The following is a 15,693-nucleotide window of genomic DNA, read 5'->3' on the forward strand; positions in this document are numbered from 1 at the left end:
TAAAACGGCCCGATCGCAAATGCGATCGGGCCGTCAAGTCCCGTCCTGCTCGCTATTCCGTTCGATATCTTCGGAAAAACCTTAACTGAACGGCATTACCGCTCGAGCGGGCTTTTTCATTGCTTGGCGCGCCGGGCGTGCCTGCGGTCAGAACGTCTCGTCGGCGGACAGGTAGCGCCATTGGCCCTGCGGCAGCGCGCCGAGCATCACGCGGCCCATCCGGACGCGCTTCAGGCCGATCACGTCGAGGCCGACCAGTTCGCACATGCGGCGGATCTGGCGCTTCTTGCCTTCGCGCAGCACGAAGCGCAACTGCTCGCCGTTCTGCCAGCTCACCATCGCAGGCTTCAGCGGGACGCCGTCGAGCTCGAGGCCGTGGCGCAGCTTCGCGAGCGATTCCGCGGGGAAGTGCTGGTCGATGTCGATCAGTCGCTCGCCGAAGCGCACGCGCACCAGGTATTCCTTGTCGATGTCCGATTGCTCGCCGATCAGCTGCTTCGCGATCACGCCGTTCTGCGTCAGCACGAGCAGGCCGGTGGAGTCGATGTCGAGACGGCCGGCCGGCGCAAGCGCATGCAGGTGCTGCGGCGAGAAGCGTAGGGGCGAATGATCGCCGCTCCAGCGGTTCGCGCGCGTGATCAGCACGGACGCCGGCTCGTAGCCGTCTTCCGCCTGGCCCGACACGTAACCGACCGGCTTGTGCAGCAGGATCGTCACTTGCGCGGCCTGCGCGGCGCTCGCCCGCTCGTCGATCTCGATCTTCTGGTCGGCGCGCACCTTGGTGCCGAGCGTGTCGATGCGTTCGCCGTCGACGAGCACCCAGCCCTTTTCGATCCATTCGTCGGCTTCGCGGCGCGAGCACATGCCGAGTTCGGACATTCGCTTCGACAGGCGCATCAAGCCCGTTTCGTCGCCGCGGTCGACGTCGGCGGCCTGGCGCTTGACGGGTTGCGCGGTCTTGACCGCGCCGAACGAGCGGCGCTCGCCGTCGCGCGCGGGCCGGGCCGGGCGGTCGCCGAAGCTGCGCTTCGCACCGTCGCCGGCTGCCTTGTCGCGGTAGGACGGGCGCTTGCTGTCGTCGGCGCCTGCTGCGCGGCGCGGGCGTGCATCGTCATCGTTGCGGCGCGGCGGGCGATCGGTCGACGGGCGGCGGTCGCCGAAGCTGCGCTTCGCACCTTCGCCGGCCGCCTTGTCGCGGTAGGACGGGCGCTTGCTGTCGTCGCCGCCTGCTGCGCGGCGCGGACGTGCATCGTCGTCGCTACGGCGCGGCGGGCGCTCGGACGACGTGCGGCGATCGCCGAAGCTGCGCTTCGCGCCTTCGCCGGCGGGCTTGTCGCGGTAGGACGGGCGCTTGCCTTCGTCGCCACCTGCTGCACGGCGCGGACGTGCATCGTCGTCGCTACGGCGCGGCGGGCGATCGGACGACGGGCGGCGGTCGCCGAAGCTGCGCTTCGCGCCTTCGCCGGCGGGCTTGTCGCGGTAGGACGGGCGCTTGCCTTCGTCGCCACCTGCTGCACGACGCGGACGTGCATCGTCATCGCTACGGCGCGGCGGGCGATCCGACGACGTGCGGCGCTCGCCGAAACTGCGCTTCGCACCTTCGCCGGTCGCGTTGTCGCGATACGGCGCACGCGTGCCGCGCTCGGCACCGCCTTCACGCGGCGCGCGCTTGGCCGGTGCGCGATCCGCGCCCGAGCGCTCGGCGCCAGCAGCACCGCGCGGCTTGAACGAGCGCTCGCCGGTGGTGGCGCCCGCCGCGGGCGCCTGCTTCGGGCGGGCCGGCTTGGCCGCTGCGGGCGGCGCGGCGGGACGCACGGCCTTGCGGGCGACGAGGCTGCCGGAGCGGACAGGGGCGCGAGTCGGCGACGCCGGCTTCGGATTCTTGACGGTTAATTTGGTGCGCATAAACGCTGGGATTCATTCAGACTGCGATCGCGCGCAGCAATTCGGTTTCGAGCTGGATCTGCAGGCGGTTGTCGGACAGGCCGGCGCCCGCGAGCAGGAAGATGTCTTCGACGCGCTCGCCGAGCGTATTGATCCGCGCCGCATGGACGCCGATCCGGTGCTCGGCGAGTACGCGCGCGATCGAATAGAGAAGGCCCGGCCGGTCGTTGGCCGACACGGACAGGATGTAGTACTGGCCGCGCTCGTCGGCCCGCAGGTCGACGCGCGGCGTGATCGGAAACGTCCGGGACAGCCTCGACAGGCGCCCCTTCGCCGGTTCCGGCAGCGGCGCGGTTTCGGCGAGCCGCGTCGCGAGTTGCTGCTCGACGAGATTCGCGATGTCGCGGTAACGCACGTCGTGTTCGGTCTGCGTGACGATGAAGTTGTCGAGCGCATAACCATGGCGCGTGGTGCTGACGCGCGCGTCGAGCACCGACAGCCCGTTGCGGTCGAAATACGCGCAGATGCCCGCGAACAGGTCGGGGCGGTCCTTCACGTACACGAGCACCTGCAGCGCGTCGCCGATCGGCGACGGCCGTGCGCGGACGATCGCCGTTTCGGCGTTCACGTGCCGGTACAGCACGCGCGTCTGCCACGCGATGTCGGCCGCGTCGTGACGCAGGAAGAAGCCGACGTCGAGCTGATCCCACAACGCGCGGTGCGCGTCGTCGGGCACGGTTTCCAGGCGCAGCAGCGCGAGCGCCTGCTCCTGCCGCGACTTCAGCTCCGAGTGCGCGTCGGGGTTCGCGCCGCCGAGCACCGCGAGCGTGATGCGGTAGAGATCCTCGAGCAGCTTGCCCTTCCACGTGTTCCACACCTTCGGGCTCGTGCCGCGGATATCGGCGACGGTCAGCAGGTAGAGCGCGGTGAGGTAGCGTTCGTTGCCGACGATTTCGGCGAAACGCTTGATGACCTCGGGGTCGCTCGTGTCCTGTTTCTGCGCGACCTGGCTCATCGTCAGGTGATGCTGGACGAGCCACACGATCAGCGCCGCGTCGTCGCCGGCGATGCCGTGCTCGCGGCAGAAGCGCCGTGCGTCGGCCATCCCGAGCGTCGAGTGATCGCCGCCGCGGCCTTTCGCGATGTCGTGGAACAGCGCCGCGACATACAGCACCCACGGGCGCTCGAAGTTGCCGATCAGCTGGCTGCAGAACGGGTATTCGTGCGCATGCTCGGCCACCGCGAAGCGGCGGATGTTGCGCAGCACCATCAGGATGTGCTGGTCGACCGTGTACACGTGGTACAGGTCGTGCTGCATCTGGCCGACGATGCGGCGGAAATTCAGCAGGTAGCGGCCGAGCACGCTCGTCTGGTTCATCAGCCGGAACGCATGCGTGATGCCCTCGGGCTGCTGCAGGATCTGCATGAACGTGCGGCGGTTCTGCGGATCGCGGCGCCACGCATTGTTCATGATTTCGCGCGAGTTGTACAGCGCACGCAGCGTGCGGGCGGACAGGCCCTTCACGCCGCGCGTCGTTTCGTACAGCAGGAAGGCTTCGAGGATCGCGTCGGGATGGCGTTCGAACACGCCGTCGTCGATGATCTCGAGCATCCCCTGTTTCTCGACGAAGCGATCGGCCGACAGCACGCGCGTGATGCCGCTCGTCGCGGGGAAGAGCTGCGCCTCGATGTTCTGGATCAGGATCGTCGCGAGCTGCGTGACCGCCTTCGCGGCCCAGTAGTAGCGGCGCATCAACTGCTCGCTCGCGCGCTTGGCCTGCGTCGGCTGGTAGCCGAAGCTCTCGGCGGCCTGCGTCTGCAGATCGAACACGAGCATGTCCTGGCGGCGCCCGGCGATCACGTGCAGCCGGGCGCGCAACGTCTTCAGGAAGCCTTCGTTGCGGCGCAGCTCGCGCGCTTCGCGCTCGGTGATGAGGCCGCGCGTATCGAGTTCGCGCCAGCTGCTGCCGAAGCCGGCCGCGCGCGCGATCCACAGGATCGTCTGCAGGTCGCGCAGGCCGCCGGGGCTTTCCTTCACGTTCGGCTCGAGGCTGTACGGCGTGTCCTGGAACTTCGCGTGGCGCTGGCGCATCTCGAGCACCTTCGCGGTAAAGAACGCGCGGGCGTCGAGCGCTTCGTGGTAGCGCACGGTGAAGCGCTCGAACAGCGCGGTGCTGCCGACGATGCGGCGCGCTTCCAGCAGCGAGGTCTGCACCGTGACGTCCTGCGACGCCTCCTCGATGCATTGCGCGACCGTACGCACGCTGCTGCCGATCTCGAGGCCGAGGTCCCACGCCATGCCGATGAAGCGCTCGATGCGCGCGTCGAGCGCCGCGTCGTGCGCCTCGGGCAGCAGCACGAGGATGTCGACGTCGGAATAGGGCGCGAGCTCGCCGCGCCCGTAGCCGCCGACCGCGACGAGCGCGAGCGTCGCGGGCAGCCCGCAGTCGTCCCACACGCGCTTCAATGCGTCGTCGGTGAGTTTCGACAGCGCGTGCATCAGCGACGCGACGTTCGCCGCGCGGCGAAAACGCTCGAGCATCTCCGTCTTGGCGGCCTTGAATTCGGCGCGCCGCGACAGCGCTTCGGGCGAGGGGGCAGCGTGAGCGCTCATGGGCGGCCGTTCAGGTGCGAAAGTGGGGCGATCGGATGCGACGGCGCTCAGACGGCGGCGGCCGGCTGAGCGAACACGGGGCGCGCCGGCGTGCCGGCCGACACGGTCAGCACTTCGTAGCCGGTTTCGGTGACGAGCACCGTATGCTCCCACTGCGCGGACAGGCTGCGGTCGCGCGTCTTGACCGTCCACTGGTCGGGCATCGTGCGGATGTCGCGCTTGCCGGCGTTGATCATCGGCTCGATCGTGAAGATCATCCCGGCCTTCAGCTCGATGCCGGTGCCCGGGCGGCCGTAGTGGACGACCTGCGGATCCTCGTGGAACACCGTGCCGATGCCGTGCCCGCAGTATTCGCGCACGACGCTGTAGCCCTGTGCCTCCGCGTGCTTCTGGATCGCGTAGCCGATGTCGCCGAGGTGCGCGCCGGGCTTGACCTGGTCGATGCCGAGCCACATGCATTCGTAGGTGGTCTGCACGAGGCGCTTCGCGAGGATCGACCCCTCGCCGACGATGAACATCCGGCTGGTGTCGCCGAAGTAGCCGTTCTTGATCACGGTGATGTCGATGTTCAGCGCGTCGCCGTTCTTGAGCACCTTCTCGCCGGGAATGCCGTGGCAGATCACGTCGTTGACCGAAATGCAGGTGGCCTTCGGGTACGGCGGATAGCCGGGCGGCTGATAGTTCAGCGGCGCGGGGATCGTGCCTTGCTCGTTGAGCATGTACTCGTGGCAGAGGCGGTCGAGTTCGGCGGTCGTGACGCCCGCGACCACGTGCGGCGTGATGAAGTCGAGCACTTCGCTCGCGAGACGGCAGGCGACGCGCATCTCCGCGATATCGTGTTCGTTTTTGAGCGTAATAGCCATCGAGGTATGCCTGGAATGCGGTGAATTGACGGATTATCGCACCTTATGGCGGGCCTCGCAGCCCCTGCCGGCCGCGCGGATGCGGGTTTTCGCGGATTGTCCGGCCCGCTGCCGCGCGGCACGCGAAAGTGCCGCGCGACTTGAGAGCGGACAAATCGGCGTGCTATACTCTCTGGCTAAGTCGATATCCAAATGCCGAATTTGCCCCAATTTGGGGTGGCATCGCGGTGACAGGCTTACGGCACGGGCGTTTTTGCGCGTGCCGAATCGCAAGCCGGCGCAACCAGGGTGCCGGCCGCGCGGAATTCGCGCCCAGCGGGGCGGGTTCGCGCGGCGGTACGGCGGCCGGCTTAAGACCCAACCCTCGTGGAGAATTTACATGGCAGTCACGATGCGCCAAATGCTGGAAGCGGGTGTCCACTTCGGTCACCAGACGCGCTTCTGGAACCCGAAGATGGCTCCGTTCATTTTCGGTCACCGCAACAAGATTCACATCATCAACCTCGAAAAGACGCTGCCGATGTTCACGGACGCACAGAAGTACGTGCGCCAGCTGGCAGCGAACCGCGGCACGATCCTGTTCGTCGGCACGAAGCGCCAGTCGCGTGACACGATCGCCCAGGAAGCGCAACGTGCGGGCATGCCGTACGTCAACGCACGCTGGCTCGGCGGCATGATGACGAACTTCAAGACGCTGAAGGTGTCGATCAAGCGCCTGAAGGACATGGAAGCGGCCGTCGAGGCGGGCGAGCTCGAGAAGATGAGCAAGAAGGAAGCGCTGCTGTTCGAGCGCGAAATCGCCAAGCTGCAGAAGTCGATCGGCGGCGTGAAGGACATGGGCGGCATTCCGGACGCGATCTTCGTCGTCGACGTCGGCTACCACAAGATCGCCGTCACGGAAGCGAACAAGCTGGGCGTGCCGGTCATCGCCGTGGTCGATACGAACCACTCGCCGGAAGGCGTGGATTACGTGATCCCGGGTAACGACGACTCGAGCAAGGCAGTCGCGCTGTACGCGCAGGGCGTGGCCGATGCGATCCTCGAAGGCCGTGCGAACGCGGTCAACGAAGTGGTCCAGGCTGTGCGTGGCGACGACGAGTACGTCGAGGAAAACGCGTAACTGGCCCCGAGCCGGCGCAAAAAGGGGGCTCTCAACAGGCCCCCTTTTTTTAAGCTTGTGCGCCGGACCTGATCGCGCCGAAGCGGCGCGGGTCCGGAAACGAATCTCGGCCGTTCGCGTCCAAGCGGGCGGCGTTGTGAATACAGACTCAAGGAGCGAATGATGGCGGCAATTACCGCAAGCATGGTGGCAGAACTGCGCGCAAAGACCGACGCACCGATGATGGAGTGCAAGAAGGCGCTGACGGAAGCCGACGGCGATCTGGCCAAGGCTGAAGAACTGCTGCGCGTCAAGCTCGGCAACAAGGCGAGCAAGGCGGCATCGCGCGTGACGGCCGAAGGCGTCGTCGCATCGTTCGTCGGCGGCAACGCAGGCGCGCTGGTCGAACTGAACTGCGAAACCGACTTCGTCGCGAAGAACGACGACTTCCTCGCGTTCTCGAAGACGGTGGCGGAACTCGTCGCGACGAAGAACCCGGCCGACGTGGCCGCGCTGTCGGCACTGCCGCTCGACGGCAAGACGGTCGACGAAGTGCGTCTGGCGCTGGTCGGCAAGATCGGCGAGAACATCTCGATCCGCCGTTTCGTCCGTTTCGAAACCGCGAACAAGATCGCGACGTACCTGCACGGCGCGCGTATCGGCGTGATCGTCGAGTACACGGGCGCGGACGAGCAGGTCGGCAAGGACGTCGCGATGCACATCGCGGCGATGAAGCCGGTCGCGCTGTCGTCGGCCGACGTGCCGGCGGAACTGATCGAGACGGAACGCCGCGTGGCCGAGCAGAAGGCTGCGGAATCGGGCAAGCCGGCCGAAATCGTCGCGAAGATGGTCGACGGCAGCGTCCAGAAGTACCTGAAGGAAGTGTCGCTGCTGAACCAGACGTTCGTGAAGAACGACAAGCAGACGATCGAGCAGATGCTGAAGGCAGCGAATGCGGCGGTGCAGAAGTTCGCGCTGTTCGTCGTCGGCGAAGGCATCGAGAAGCGCCAGGACGACTTCGCCGCCGAAGTGGCCGCGCAAGTCGCAGCAGCAAAGCAGCAGTAAGCAGTCAGGCAGTATCCGCGGCGGGCGTCCGCTCCGCCGCGGCCGGCGGCGCCGCCGGCCGGCCGGGAACCCCGGTCCGGTCGTCGGCGCTTGCCCGAATCAGTATTTCGCCCCTACAGTTCGTGGTTGTCATCCTCTCGTCGCTCGGAAGCCCCTATGTCCAATGCCTATAAACGCGTCCTCCTCAAACTCTCCGGCGAAGCGCTGATGGGCGACGATGCCTTCGGCATCAATCGCGCGACGATCGAGCGGATGGTGGCGGATATCGCCGAAGTCGTGCGTCTCGGTACGCAGCTCGCGGTCGTGATCGGTGGCGGTAATATTTTCCGCGGTGTCGCGGGCGGCGCGGCCGGCATGGACCGCGCGACGGCCGACTACATGGGGATGCTGGCCACGATGATGAACGCGCTGGCGCTGCAGGACGCGATGCGCCACGCCGGCATCGAGGCGCGCGTGCAGTCCGCGCTGCGCATGGACCAGGTCGTCGAGCCGTACATCCGGCCTCGCGCGATCCGCCAGCTCGAGGAAGGCCGCGTCGTGATCTTCGCGGCCGGTACCGGCAACCCGTTCTTCACGACGGATACCGCCGCGGCGCTGCGCGGTTCGGAAGTGGGTGCCGAAGTCGTGCTGAAGGCGACCAAGGTCGATGGCGTATATTCTGCCGATCCGAAGAAGGATCCGTCGGCCACGCGCTACACGACGATCAGCTTCGACGAGGCGATCAGCCGCAACCTGCAGGTGATGGACGCGACGGCGTTTGCGCTGTGCCGCGACCAGAAACTGCCGATTCGCGTGTTTTCGATCAACAAGCCGGGCGCGCTCAAGCGCATCGTGCTGGGCGAGGACGAAGGTACGCTCGTCCACGTGTAAACTCCCGCGGATGCGGGCGAACGGCGCGGGTTGCCGGCCGCGGCGCGCGACATGCGCCGGGCGGAGCTCGCGTTCTTTGAAGGTTTGAAGGTTCGGAGGTTGAAATGAGTGTCGCTGATGTGAAGAAGGGCGTCGAGCAAAAGATGCAGCGCTCGATCGAAGCGTTCAAGAACGATCTGGCCAAGATCCGTACGGGCCGTGCACACACCGGTCTGCTCGATCACGTGCAGGTCGACTACTACGGCTCGATGGTGCCGATCTCGCAGGTCGCGAACCTGACGCTCGTCGATGCGCGCACGATCGGCGTGCAGCCGTGGGAAAAGAACATGGTCGCGAAGGTCGAGAAGGCCATCCGCGAAGCGGACCTGGGCCTGAACCCGGCAACGGCCGGCGACCTGATCCGCGTGCCGATGCCCGCGCTGACGGAAGAGCGCCGCCGCGAGCTGACCAAGGTCGTGAAGAGCGAAGGCGAAACGGCCAAGGTCGCGATCCGCAACCTGCGCCGCGACGCGAACGAAGCGCTGAAGAAGCTCGTGAAGGACAAGGAAATCTCGGAAGACGACGAGCGCCGCGCGAGCGACGACGTGCAGAAGCTGACCGACAAGCACGTTGCCGAAGTCGACAAGCTCGTGCAGAGCAAGGAAGCCGAGATCATGACGGTCTGACGACCGTCCTCGCGCGCCGCCTTCTTCCCGCATTACTGTCTCAACGGCCATGACCTATACCAGCTCTACCGTTCGCGTGCCTGACGTCGGCGTCGTGCCGCGTCACATCGCGATCATCATGGACGGCAACGGCCGTTGGGCGACCGAACGCCGCTTGCCGCGCGTCGCGGGGCACACCCGCGGCGTCGATGCCGTGCGGGCGGTGGTCGAAGGCTGCGCGCGCGCCGGCGTCGAGTACCTGACGCTGTTCGCGTTCAGTTCGGAAAACTGGCGTCGGCCGACCGACGAAGTGTCGTTCCTGATGCGGCTGTTCATCACCGCGCTCGAGCGCGAAGTGGGCAAGCTGCACGCGAACGGGATCCGCCTGCGTGTCGTCGGCGATCTCGACCGTTTCGAGCCGCGCATCCGCGAACTGATTCGCCGCGCCGAAACCAAGACGGCGCGCAATACCCGTCTGACGCTCACCATCGCGGCCAACTACGGCGGCCGGTGGGACATCCTGCAGGCGACGAAGAAGCTCGTCGAGCAGGCCGTGCGCGAAGGTCGCGAGGTCGAAGTGACCGAGGAAGCCTTCGCGCCGCACCTGGCAATGGCCTACGCGCCGGAGCCCGATCTTTTCATCCGCACCGGCGGCGAGCAGCGTGTCAGCAACTTCCTGCTGTGGCAGCTCGCGTACGCCGAATTCTATTTCACCGACAAGTACTGGCCGGATTTCGACGGCGCGGCACTGGCCGACGCGATGGCGTCGTATACCGAGCGCGAGCGCCGTTTCGGGCGCACCAGTGCGCAGCTCGAACCGCAATCGCAGAACGCCGACTCCCTTTCATGCTGAAAACCCGTGTGATCACGGCGATCGCGATGCTGGCGGTGCTGCTGCCGGTGACGCTGTTCGCGCCGCTCGCCGGGTTCGGCGCGCTGATCGGCGTCGTGCTGGTGTTCGCCGCGTGGGAGTGGGCGCGCCTCCTGAAGCTCGGCGGCGCCGGCCCGATTGTCTATGCGCTCGTCGCGGCGCTCGCGCTCGCGGCCACCACGCCGCTCGGCGTCGATGCGGCTTCGTCCCGTCCCCTTTTCATGGCGGCCGGCGTGTTCTGGCTGCTGGTCGGCCCGTTCGCGCTGCGGCGCAAGCCCGAACTCGCGGGCGGCGTCTGGCGCCCGTTCCTGCTGGCCGCCGGTCTCGTCGTGTTCGCCGCCTGCTGGCACGCGCTCGTTGCAGCCCGCGCGCAGGGCGTGCCGTTCGTGCTATCGCTGCTTCTGGTCGTCTGGCTGGCCGATATCGGCGCATACTTCGCGGGCAAGGCCTTCGGAAAGCGTAAACTGGCCGTCACGATCAGCCCCGGCAAGAGCTGGGAGGGCGCGATCGGCGGCTGGTTCGCGGTGATGGTCGTGGCCGGTGTCGCGATGGTCGTGCACGCATTCGAACCGACCCTGTTTTCCGCATTCGCCGCGCGCTACGGCATGCCCGGCGCGTGGGCCGCGCTGACGCTGCTGGTCGCGTACAGCGTGATCGGCGACCTGTTCGAGTCGCTGCTGAAGCGGCAGGCGGGCGTGAAGGATTCGAGCGGACTGCTGCCGGGCCACGGCGGCGTGCTCGATCGTGTCGACGCGCTGCTGCCGGTGCTGCCGCTCGCGATGCTGCTGCTTGGTTAAACCCTTATTCCTGTTATGCAAAAACGTCTGACATTGCTCGGTTCCACGGGCTCGATCGGAGACAGCACGCTCGACGTGGTCGCGCGCCATCCCGAGCGCTTCTCGGTCTACGCGCTGACCGCGCACCGCAACGGCGACAAGCTCGTCGAGCAGTGTCTGCGTTTCGCGCCCGAAGTGGCCGTGGTCGGCGATGCCGCGACGGCCGCGCACGTCGACGCGAAACTGCGCGCGGCGGGCAGCAAGACGGTCGTGCTGCACGGGCCGCAGGCGCTCGTCGACGTGTCGACGAGCGACGGCTGCGACACGGTGGTCGCGGCGATCGTCGGCGCGGCCGGCCTCGCGCCGAGCCTGGCGGCCGCGCGCGCCGGCAAGCGGATCCTGCTCGCGAACAAGGAAGCGCTCGTGATGTCGGGCGCGATCTTCATGGACGCCGTGCGCGACCATGGCGCGATCCTGCTGCCGGTCGACAGCGAACACAACGCGATCTTCCAGAGCATGCCGCGCGACGCGGCCGAGCACGGCGGAATCTCGAAGATCATCCTGACCGCGTCGGGCGGCCCGTTCCGCACGCGCGAGCCGGCCACGCTCGTCGACGTGACGCCGGACGAGGCGTGCAAGCACCCGAACTGGGTGATGGGCCGCAAGATCTCGGTCGATTCCGCGACGATGATGAACAAGGGCCTCGAGGTGATCGAGGCGCACTGGATCTTCGGGCTGCCGGGCGACCGGATCGACGTGCTGATCCACCCGCAGAGCGTGATCCATTCGCTCGTGTCGTACCGCGACGGCTCGGTGCTCGCGCAGCTCGGCAACCCCGACATGCGCACGCCGATCGCACACGCGCTCGCGTTTCCCGAGCGCGTCGACGCGGGTGTCGACCAGCTCGATCTCGCGCAGATCGCCCAGCTGTCGTTCGAGAAGCCCGATTACGCGCGCTTCCCGTGCCTCGCGCTCGCGCTGAAGGCGCTCGACGAAGGCGGCATCGCGAGCGCCGCATTGAACGCGGCGAACGAAGTGGCGGTCGAAGCCTTTCTCGAGCGCCGGATCGGCTTCATGGCGATCGCGGCGACGGTCGACGCCGTGCTCAACACGCTGCCGAACCGCACGCCCGACGGGCTCGACGACGTCCTCGCGGCGGATGCCGAGGCGCGCCGCCTCGCCGCCGCGATCATTGCGAAAGCGCCTGCGCCACGCGTGGAGCGTACTGTCTGAATGGGGTGCTCATGAACGTGCTGGTCGAACTGGTCGCGTTTGCGGTGGCGATCGGGGTACTGGTCGTCGTGCATGAGTATGGGCACTATCGCGTCGCGCGCTGGTGCGGCGTGAAGGTGCTGCGTTTCTCGATCGGCTTCGGCCAGCCCGTCGCGCGCTGGGTCAGCCGCAGGACGGGCACCGAGTGGACGCTGTCCGCGCTGCCGCTCGGCGGCTACGTGAAGATGCTCGACGAGCGCGATCCGGGCCCGGGCATCGCACCCGAAGCGCTCGGCCAGGCGTTCAACCGCCAATCCGTCTACAAGCGCATCGCGATCGTCGCGGCCGGGCCGGTTGCGAACTTCCTGCTGGCAATCGCGCTGTTTTCCCTCGTATTCGCCACCGGCGTGACCGAGCCGGCCGCGATCGTCGCGCCGCCGGCCGCCGGCACGGTGGCGGCCCGCGCGGGCTTCGACGGCAGCGAGACGGTCGTGTCGATCCGCAACGCGCAAGGCGGCGAGTCCGAGCCGGTGCGATCGTGGTCGGACCTGCGCTGGAAGCTGCTGTCGGCCGCGTTCGACCATCGCGAGGTCGTGCTCGGCGCGCGCGACGGCAACGCGACGTTCGATTTCCGGGTCGACCTTCGCAACGTGCCCGACAGCCAGCTCGACGACGACTTCATGGCTCATCTGGGCTTCGAGGCCGGCGGCGGCACGTTGTCGGTCGCGTCGGTGCAGCCCGGCAGCGCGGCGGAGCAGGCCGGCCTGAAGGCCGGCGACAAGCTGGTCGCGCTCGACGGCAAGCCGGTCGGCGGCGGGTCCCGCTTCATCGATACGGTGAAGCACCATGCGGGCCAGCCGCTCGAGCTGCAGATCGAGCGCAACGGCGCCGCGCAGACGGTGTCGATCGTGCCGCGGATGCAGCGCGACGACGAATCGGGGCAGCAGGTCGGCCGCATCGGCGCGGCGCTGTCGATGCACGCGCCGTCGGTGGACGTGCGCTACGGGCCGGTCGAGAGCCTGCGGCTCGGCGCGCGGCGCACGTGGGACATTTCCGTGTATTCGCTGAAGATGTTCGGGCGGATGATCACGGGCAACGCGTCGCTGAAGAACCTGTCCGGCCCGGTGACGATCGCCGACTACGCAGGCAAGAGCGCGCGACTCGGTCCGTCGGCGTTCCTGTCGTTCCTCGCCCTTGTCAGCATTAGCCTTGGCGTCCTGAACTTGTTGCCGATTCCCGTTTTGGACGGGGGGCATCTGTTATATTATGCGGTTGAAGCCGCGACCGGGAAAGCCGTCTCGGAGCGTTGGCAACTGATTCTGCAAAGAGCCGGGTTGATCTGCATCGTCGCATTGTCGGCGATCGCGCTGTTCAACGATCTGGCTCGGTTAATCCATTTCTGAAGCGTCAGGCGGCGGCCGCTGGCCAGCCGCCCGATTTGATGCAGCTAAATATTGGGGATGCATGTTGTTCAAACCTCATCGCTTTGTACCTAAGACAGTTGCAGCGGCCGCGCTCGCCGCGCACGGCCTCGCGGCGCATGCAGCGGCACCGTTCGTGGTGCAAGACATCAAGATCGAGGGGCTGCAGCGCGTCGAAGCGGGTTCGGTGTTCGCCTATCTGCCGATCAAGCAGGGCGATACCTTCACGGACGACAAGGCATCCGAAGCAATCCGCGCGTTGTACGCGACGGGCTTTTTCAACGACGTGCGCATCGCCACGCAGGGCAACGTCGTGATCGTGCAGGTGCAGGAGCGTCCGGCCATCGCGTCGATCGACTTCACCGGCACGAAGGAATTCGACAAGGACAACCTGACGAAGGCGCTGCGCGCGGTCGGCCTCGCCGACGGCCGCTACTACGACAAGGCGCTCGTCGACAAGGCGGAGCAGGAGCTCAAGCGCCAGTACCTGACGCGCGGCTTCTATGCGGCCGAGGTCAAGACGACGGTCACGCCGGTCGACGCGAACCGCGTGTCGATCCTGTTCGCGGTGGCCGAAGGCCCGAGCGCGAAAATCCGCCAGATCAACTTCATCGGCAACAAGGCGTTCAGCACCAGCACGCTGCGCGACGAGATGCAGCTGTCGACGCCGAACTGGTTCTCCTGGTACACGAAGAACGACCTGTACTCGAAGGAAAAGCTCACGGGCGACCTCGAGGCCGTGCGCTCGTACTACCTGAATCGCGGTTACCTCGAGTTCAACATCGAGTCGACCCAGGTGTCGATCTCGCCGGACAAGAAGGACATGTACCTGACGGTCACGCTGCACGAAGGCGAGCCGTACACGGTGTCGGGCATCAAGCTGTCGGGCAACCTGCTCGATCGCGAGGCCGAACTCAACAAGCTGATCAAGATCAAGCCGGGCGACCGCTTCTCGGCCGAAAAGCTGCAGCAGACCACCAAGTCGATCGTCGACAAGCTCGGCGAATACGGCTACGCATTCGCGACCGTCAACGCGCAGCCGGACATCGACCAGGCGAACCACAAGGTGAACCTGAATCTCGTCGTCGATCCGAGCCGCCGCGTGTACGTGCGCCGCATCAACGTGGTCGGCAACACGCGTACGCGCGACGAAGTGGTGCGCCGCGAAATGCGCCAGCTCGAAAGCTCGTGGTTCGACTCGAACCGCCTCGCGCTGTCGAAGGATCGCGTGAACCGTCTCGGCTACTTCACCAACGTCGACGTGACGACGGTGCCGGTCGAAGGCACGAACGACCAGGTCGACGTGAACGTGAAGGTCGACGAAAAGCCAACCGGCGCGATCACGCTCGGCGCGGGCTTCTCGTCGACGGACAAGGTCGTGCTGTCGGCCGGCGTGTCGCAGGACAACGTGTTCGGCTCGGGCACCAGCCTGTCGGTGAACGTCAACACCGCGAAGAGCTACCGGACGCTGACCGTCACGCAGGTCGACCCGTACTTCACGGTCGACGGCATCAAGCGGATCACGGACGTCTACTACCGCACGTACCAGCCGCTTTATTATTCGACGAGTTCGAGCTTCCGGATCATCAGCGCGGGCGGCAACCTGAAGTTCGGCATCCCGTTCTCGGAAGTCGACACCGTCTACTTCGGCGCGGGCTTCGAGCAGAACCGTCTCGACGTCGATTCGAACACGCCGCAGAGCTACCAGGATTACGTGAACGAGTTCGGCCGCGTGTCGAACACGGTGCCGCTGACGGTGGCCTGGTCGCGCGACGCGCGCGACAGCGCGCTGATTCCGAGCCGCGGCTACTTCACGCAGGCGAACGTCGAATACGGCGTGCCGGTCGGCAAGATCCAGTACTACAAGGCCGACCTGCAGGCGCAGTACTACTATTCGTTCTCGCGCGGCTTCATCTTGGGCCTGAACCTGCAAGGCGGCTACGGTAACGGTATCGGCAACCCGTACCCGATCTTCAAGAACTACTACGCGGGCGGTATCGGCTCCGTGCGTGGCTACGAGCCGAGTTCGCTGGGCCCGCGCGACACGAAGACGAACGACCCGATCGGCGGTTCGAAGATGGTCGTCGGCAACATCGAGCTGACGTTCCCGCTGCCGGGCACGGGTTACGACCGCACGCTGCGCGTGTTCACGTTCCTCGACGGCGGTAACGTGTGGGGCAATGCGCCGGGCGGCACGAGTACGGGCGCCAACGGCCTGCGCTACGGCTACGGTGTGGGTCTCGCGTGGATCTCGCCGATCGGCCCGCTGAAGCTGAGCCTCGGCTTCCCGCTGCAGAAGCACGAAGGCGACCAGTACCAGAAATTCCAGTTCCAGATCGGGACGGCGTTCTGACCGAACGCATGACAACAGCAA

12 protein-coding genes are annotated in these 15,693 nt (G+C 66.6%); 9 read left to right on the forward strand and 3 right to left on the reverse strand.

The window, feature by feature from the left end; genetic code table 11:
• Window positions 1-147: 147 nt before the first annotated feature.
• From HWX62_RS12555 to map, 3 genes are read right to left on the reverse strand one after another with little or no spacing between them, the layout of a single operon-like run.
• The gene (locus HWX62_RS12555; protein WP_175928774.1) at window positions 148-1,905 is read right to left on the reverse strand and encodes a pseudouridine synthase; all 1,758 of its coding nucleotides are present in this window, start codon (window positions 1,903-1,905) and stop codon (window positions 148-150) included.
• Between the two features lie 16 nt (window positions 1,906-1,921).
• Window positions 1,922-4,498 carry a [protein-PII] uridylyltransferase gene (locus HWX62_RS12560; protein ID WP_175928775.1) on the reverse strand — a complete coding sequence of 859 codons (2,577 nt, stop codon included), beginning with the start codon at window positions 4,496-4,498 and terminating at the stop codon, window positions 1,922-1,924.
• 47 nt (window positions 4,499-4,545) lie between these two features.
• On the reverse strand, window positions 4,546-5,361 hold the full coding sequence (map, locus tag HWX62_RS12565; protein ID WP_175928776.1) for a type I methionyl aminopeptidase: 816 nt from the start codon (window positions 5,359-5,361) through the stop codon (window positions 4,546-4,548).
• 379 nt (window positions 5,362-5,740) lie between these two features.
• Here map and rpsB point away from each other — a divergent pair, with 379 nt between their 5' ends.
• From rpsB to bamA, 9 genes are all read left to right on the forward strand, one after another.
• Complete coding sequence (gene rpsB, locus HWX62_RS12570) at window positions 5,741-6,481, forward strand: 30S ribosomal protein S2 (protein ID WP_059450023.1); 741 nt, start codon at window positions 5,741-5,743, stop codon at window positions 6,479-6,481.
• A gap of 162 nt (window positions 6,482-6,643) precedes the next feature.
• Complete coding sequence (gene tsf / locus HWX62_RS12575; RefSeq protein ID WP_040144485.1) at window positions 6,644-7,525, forward strand: translation elongation factor Ts; 882 nt, start codon at window positions 6,644-6,646, stop codon at window positions 7,523-7,525.
• Between the two features lie 156 nt (window positions 7,526-7,681).
• On the forward strand, window positions 7,682-8,395 hold the full coding sequence (gene pyrH / locus HWX62_RS12580) for a UMP kinase (RefSeq protein ID WP_006402648.1): 714 nt from the start codon (window positions 7,682-7,684) through the stop codon (window positions 8,393-8,395).
• A 104-nt stretch (window positions 8,396-8,499) separates the two neighbouring features.
• Complete coding sequence (gene frr / locus HWX62_RS12585; protein ID WP_006752152.1) at window positions 8,500-9,060, forward strand: ribosome recycling factor; 561 nt, start codon at window positions 8,500-8,502, stop codon at window positions 9,058-9,060.
• 49 nt (window positions 9,061-9,109) lie between these two features.
• The gene (gene uppS / locus HWX62_RS12590) at window positions 9,110-9,892 is read left to right on the forward strand and encodes a polyprenyl diphosphate synthase (protein ID WP_175928777.1); all 783 of its coding nucleotides are present in this window, start codon (window positions 9,110-9,112) and stop codon (window positions 9,890-9,892) included.
• On the forward strand, window positions 9,886-10,707 hold the full coding sequence (locus tag HWX62_RS12595) for a phosphatidate cytidylyltransferase (RefSeq protein WP_175928778.1): 822 nt from the start codon (window positions 9,886-9,888) through the stop codon (window positions 10,705-10,707). The genes uppS and HWX62_RS12595 overlap by 7 nt, the downstream gene beginning before the upstream one ends.
• A gap of 15 nt (window positions 10,708-10,722) precedes the next feature.
• The gene (locus HWX62_RS12600; protein ID WP_175985149.1) at window positions 10,723-11,919 is read left to right on the forward strand and encodes a 1-deoxy-D-xylulose-5-phosphate reductoisomerase; all 1,197 of its coding nucleotides are present in this window, start codon (window positions 10,723-10,725) and stop codon (window positions 11,917-11,919) included.
• 11 nt (window positions 11,920-11,930) lie between these two features.
• The gene (rseP, locus tag HWX62_RS12605) at window positions 11,931-13,301 is read left to right on the forward strand and encodes an RIP metalloprotease RseP (protein ID WP_175928780.1); all 1,371 of its coding nucleotides are present in this window, start codon (window positions 11,931-11,933) and stop codon (window positions 13,299-13,301) included.
• A 61-nt stretch (window positions 13,302-13,362) separates the two neighbouring features.
• A complete protein-coding gene (bamA, locus tag HWX62_RS12610) occupies window positions 13,363-15,672 on the forward strand; it encodes an outer membrane protein assembly factor BamA (protein WP_175928781.1) in 2,310 nt (769 codons plus the stop codon).
• Window positions 15,673-15,693 lie beyond the last annotated feature (21 nt).

The organism is Burkholderia sp. BCC0506 (assembly GCF_902833145.1).
Classification (GTDB): domain Bacteria; phylum Pseudomonadota; class Gammaproteobacteria; order Burkholderiales; family Burkholderiaceae; genus Burkholderia.

Bases quoted from the DNA above. Each gene is read 5' to 3' on its own strand.
- frr (WP_006752152.1), top strand. From the start codon at position 8,500: ATGAGTGTCGCTGATGTGAAGAAGGGCGTCGAGCAAAAGATGCAGCGC.
- rpsB (WP_059450023.1), top strand. From the start codon at position 5,741: ATGGCAGTCACGATGCGCCAAATGCTGGAAGCGGGTGTCCACTTCGGT.
- HWX62_RS12555 (WP_175928774.1), bottom strand. From the start codon at position 1,905: ATGCGCACCAAATTAACCGTCAAGAATCCGAAGCCGGCGTCGCCGACT.
- HWX62_RS12560 (WP_175928775.1), bottom strand. From the start codon at position 4,498: ATGAGCGCTCACGCTGCCCCCTCGCCCGAAGCGCTGTCGCGGCGCGCC.
- pyrH (WP_006402648.1), top strand. From the start codon at position 7,682: ATGTCCAATGCCTATAAACGCGTCCTCCTCAAACTCTCCGGCGAAGCG.
- HWX62_RS12600 (WP_175985149.1), top strand. From the start codon at position 10,723: ATGCAAAAACGTCTGACATTGCTCGGTTCCACGGGCTCGATCGGAGAC.
- rseP (WP_175928780.1), top strand. From the start codon at position 11,931: ATGAACGTGCTGGTCGAACTGGTCGCGTTTGCGGTGGCGATCGGGGTA.
- tsf (WP_040144485.1), top strand. From the start codon at position 6,644: ATGGCGGCAATTACCGCAAGCATGGTGGCAGAACTGCGCGCAAAGACC.
- HWX62_RS12595 (WP_175928778.1), top strand. From the start codon at position 9,886: ATGCTGAAAACCCGTGTGATCACGGCGATCGCGATGCTGGCGGTGCTG.
- map (WP_175928776.1), bottom strand. From the start codon at position 5,361: ATGGCTATTACGCTCAAAAACGAACACGATATCGCGGAGATGCGCGTC.
- uppS (WP_175928777.1), top strand. From the start codon at position 9,110: ATGACCTATACCAGCTCTACCGTTCGCGTGCCTGACGTCGGCGTCGTG.
- bamA (WP_175928781.1), top strand. From the start codon at position 13,363: ATGTTGTTCAAACCTCATCGCTTTGTACCTAAGACAGTTGCAGCGGCC.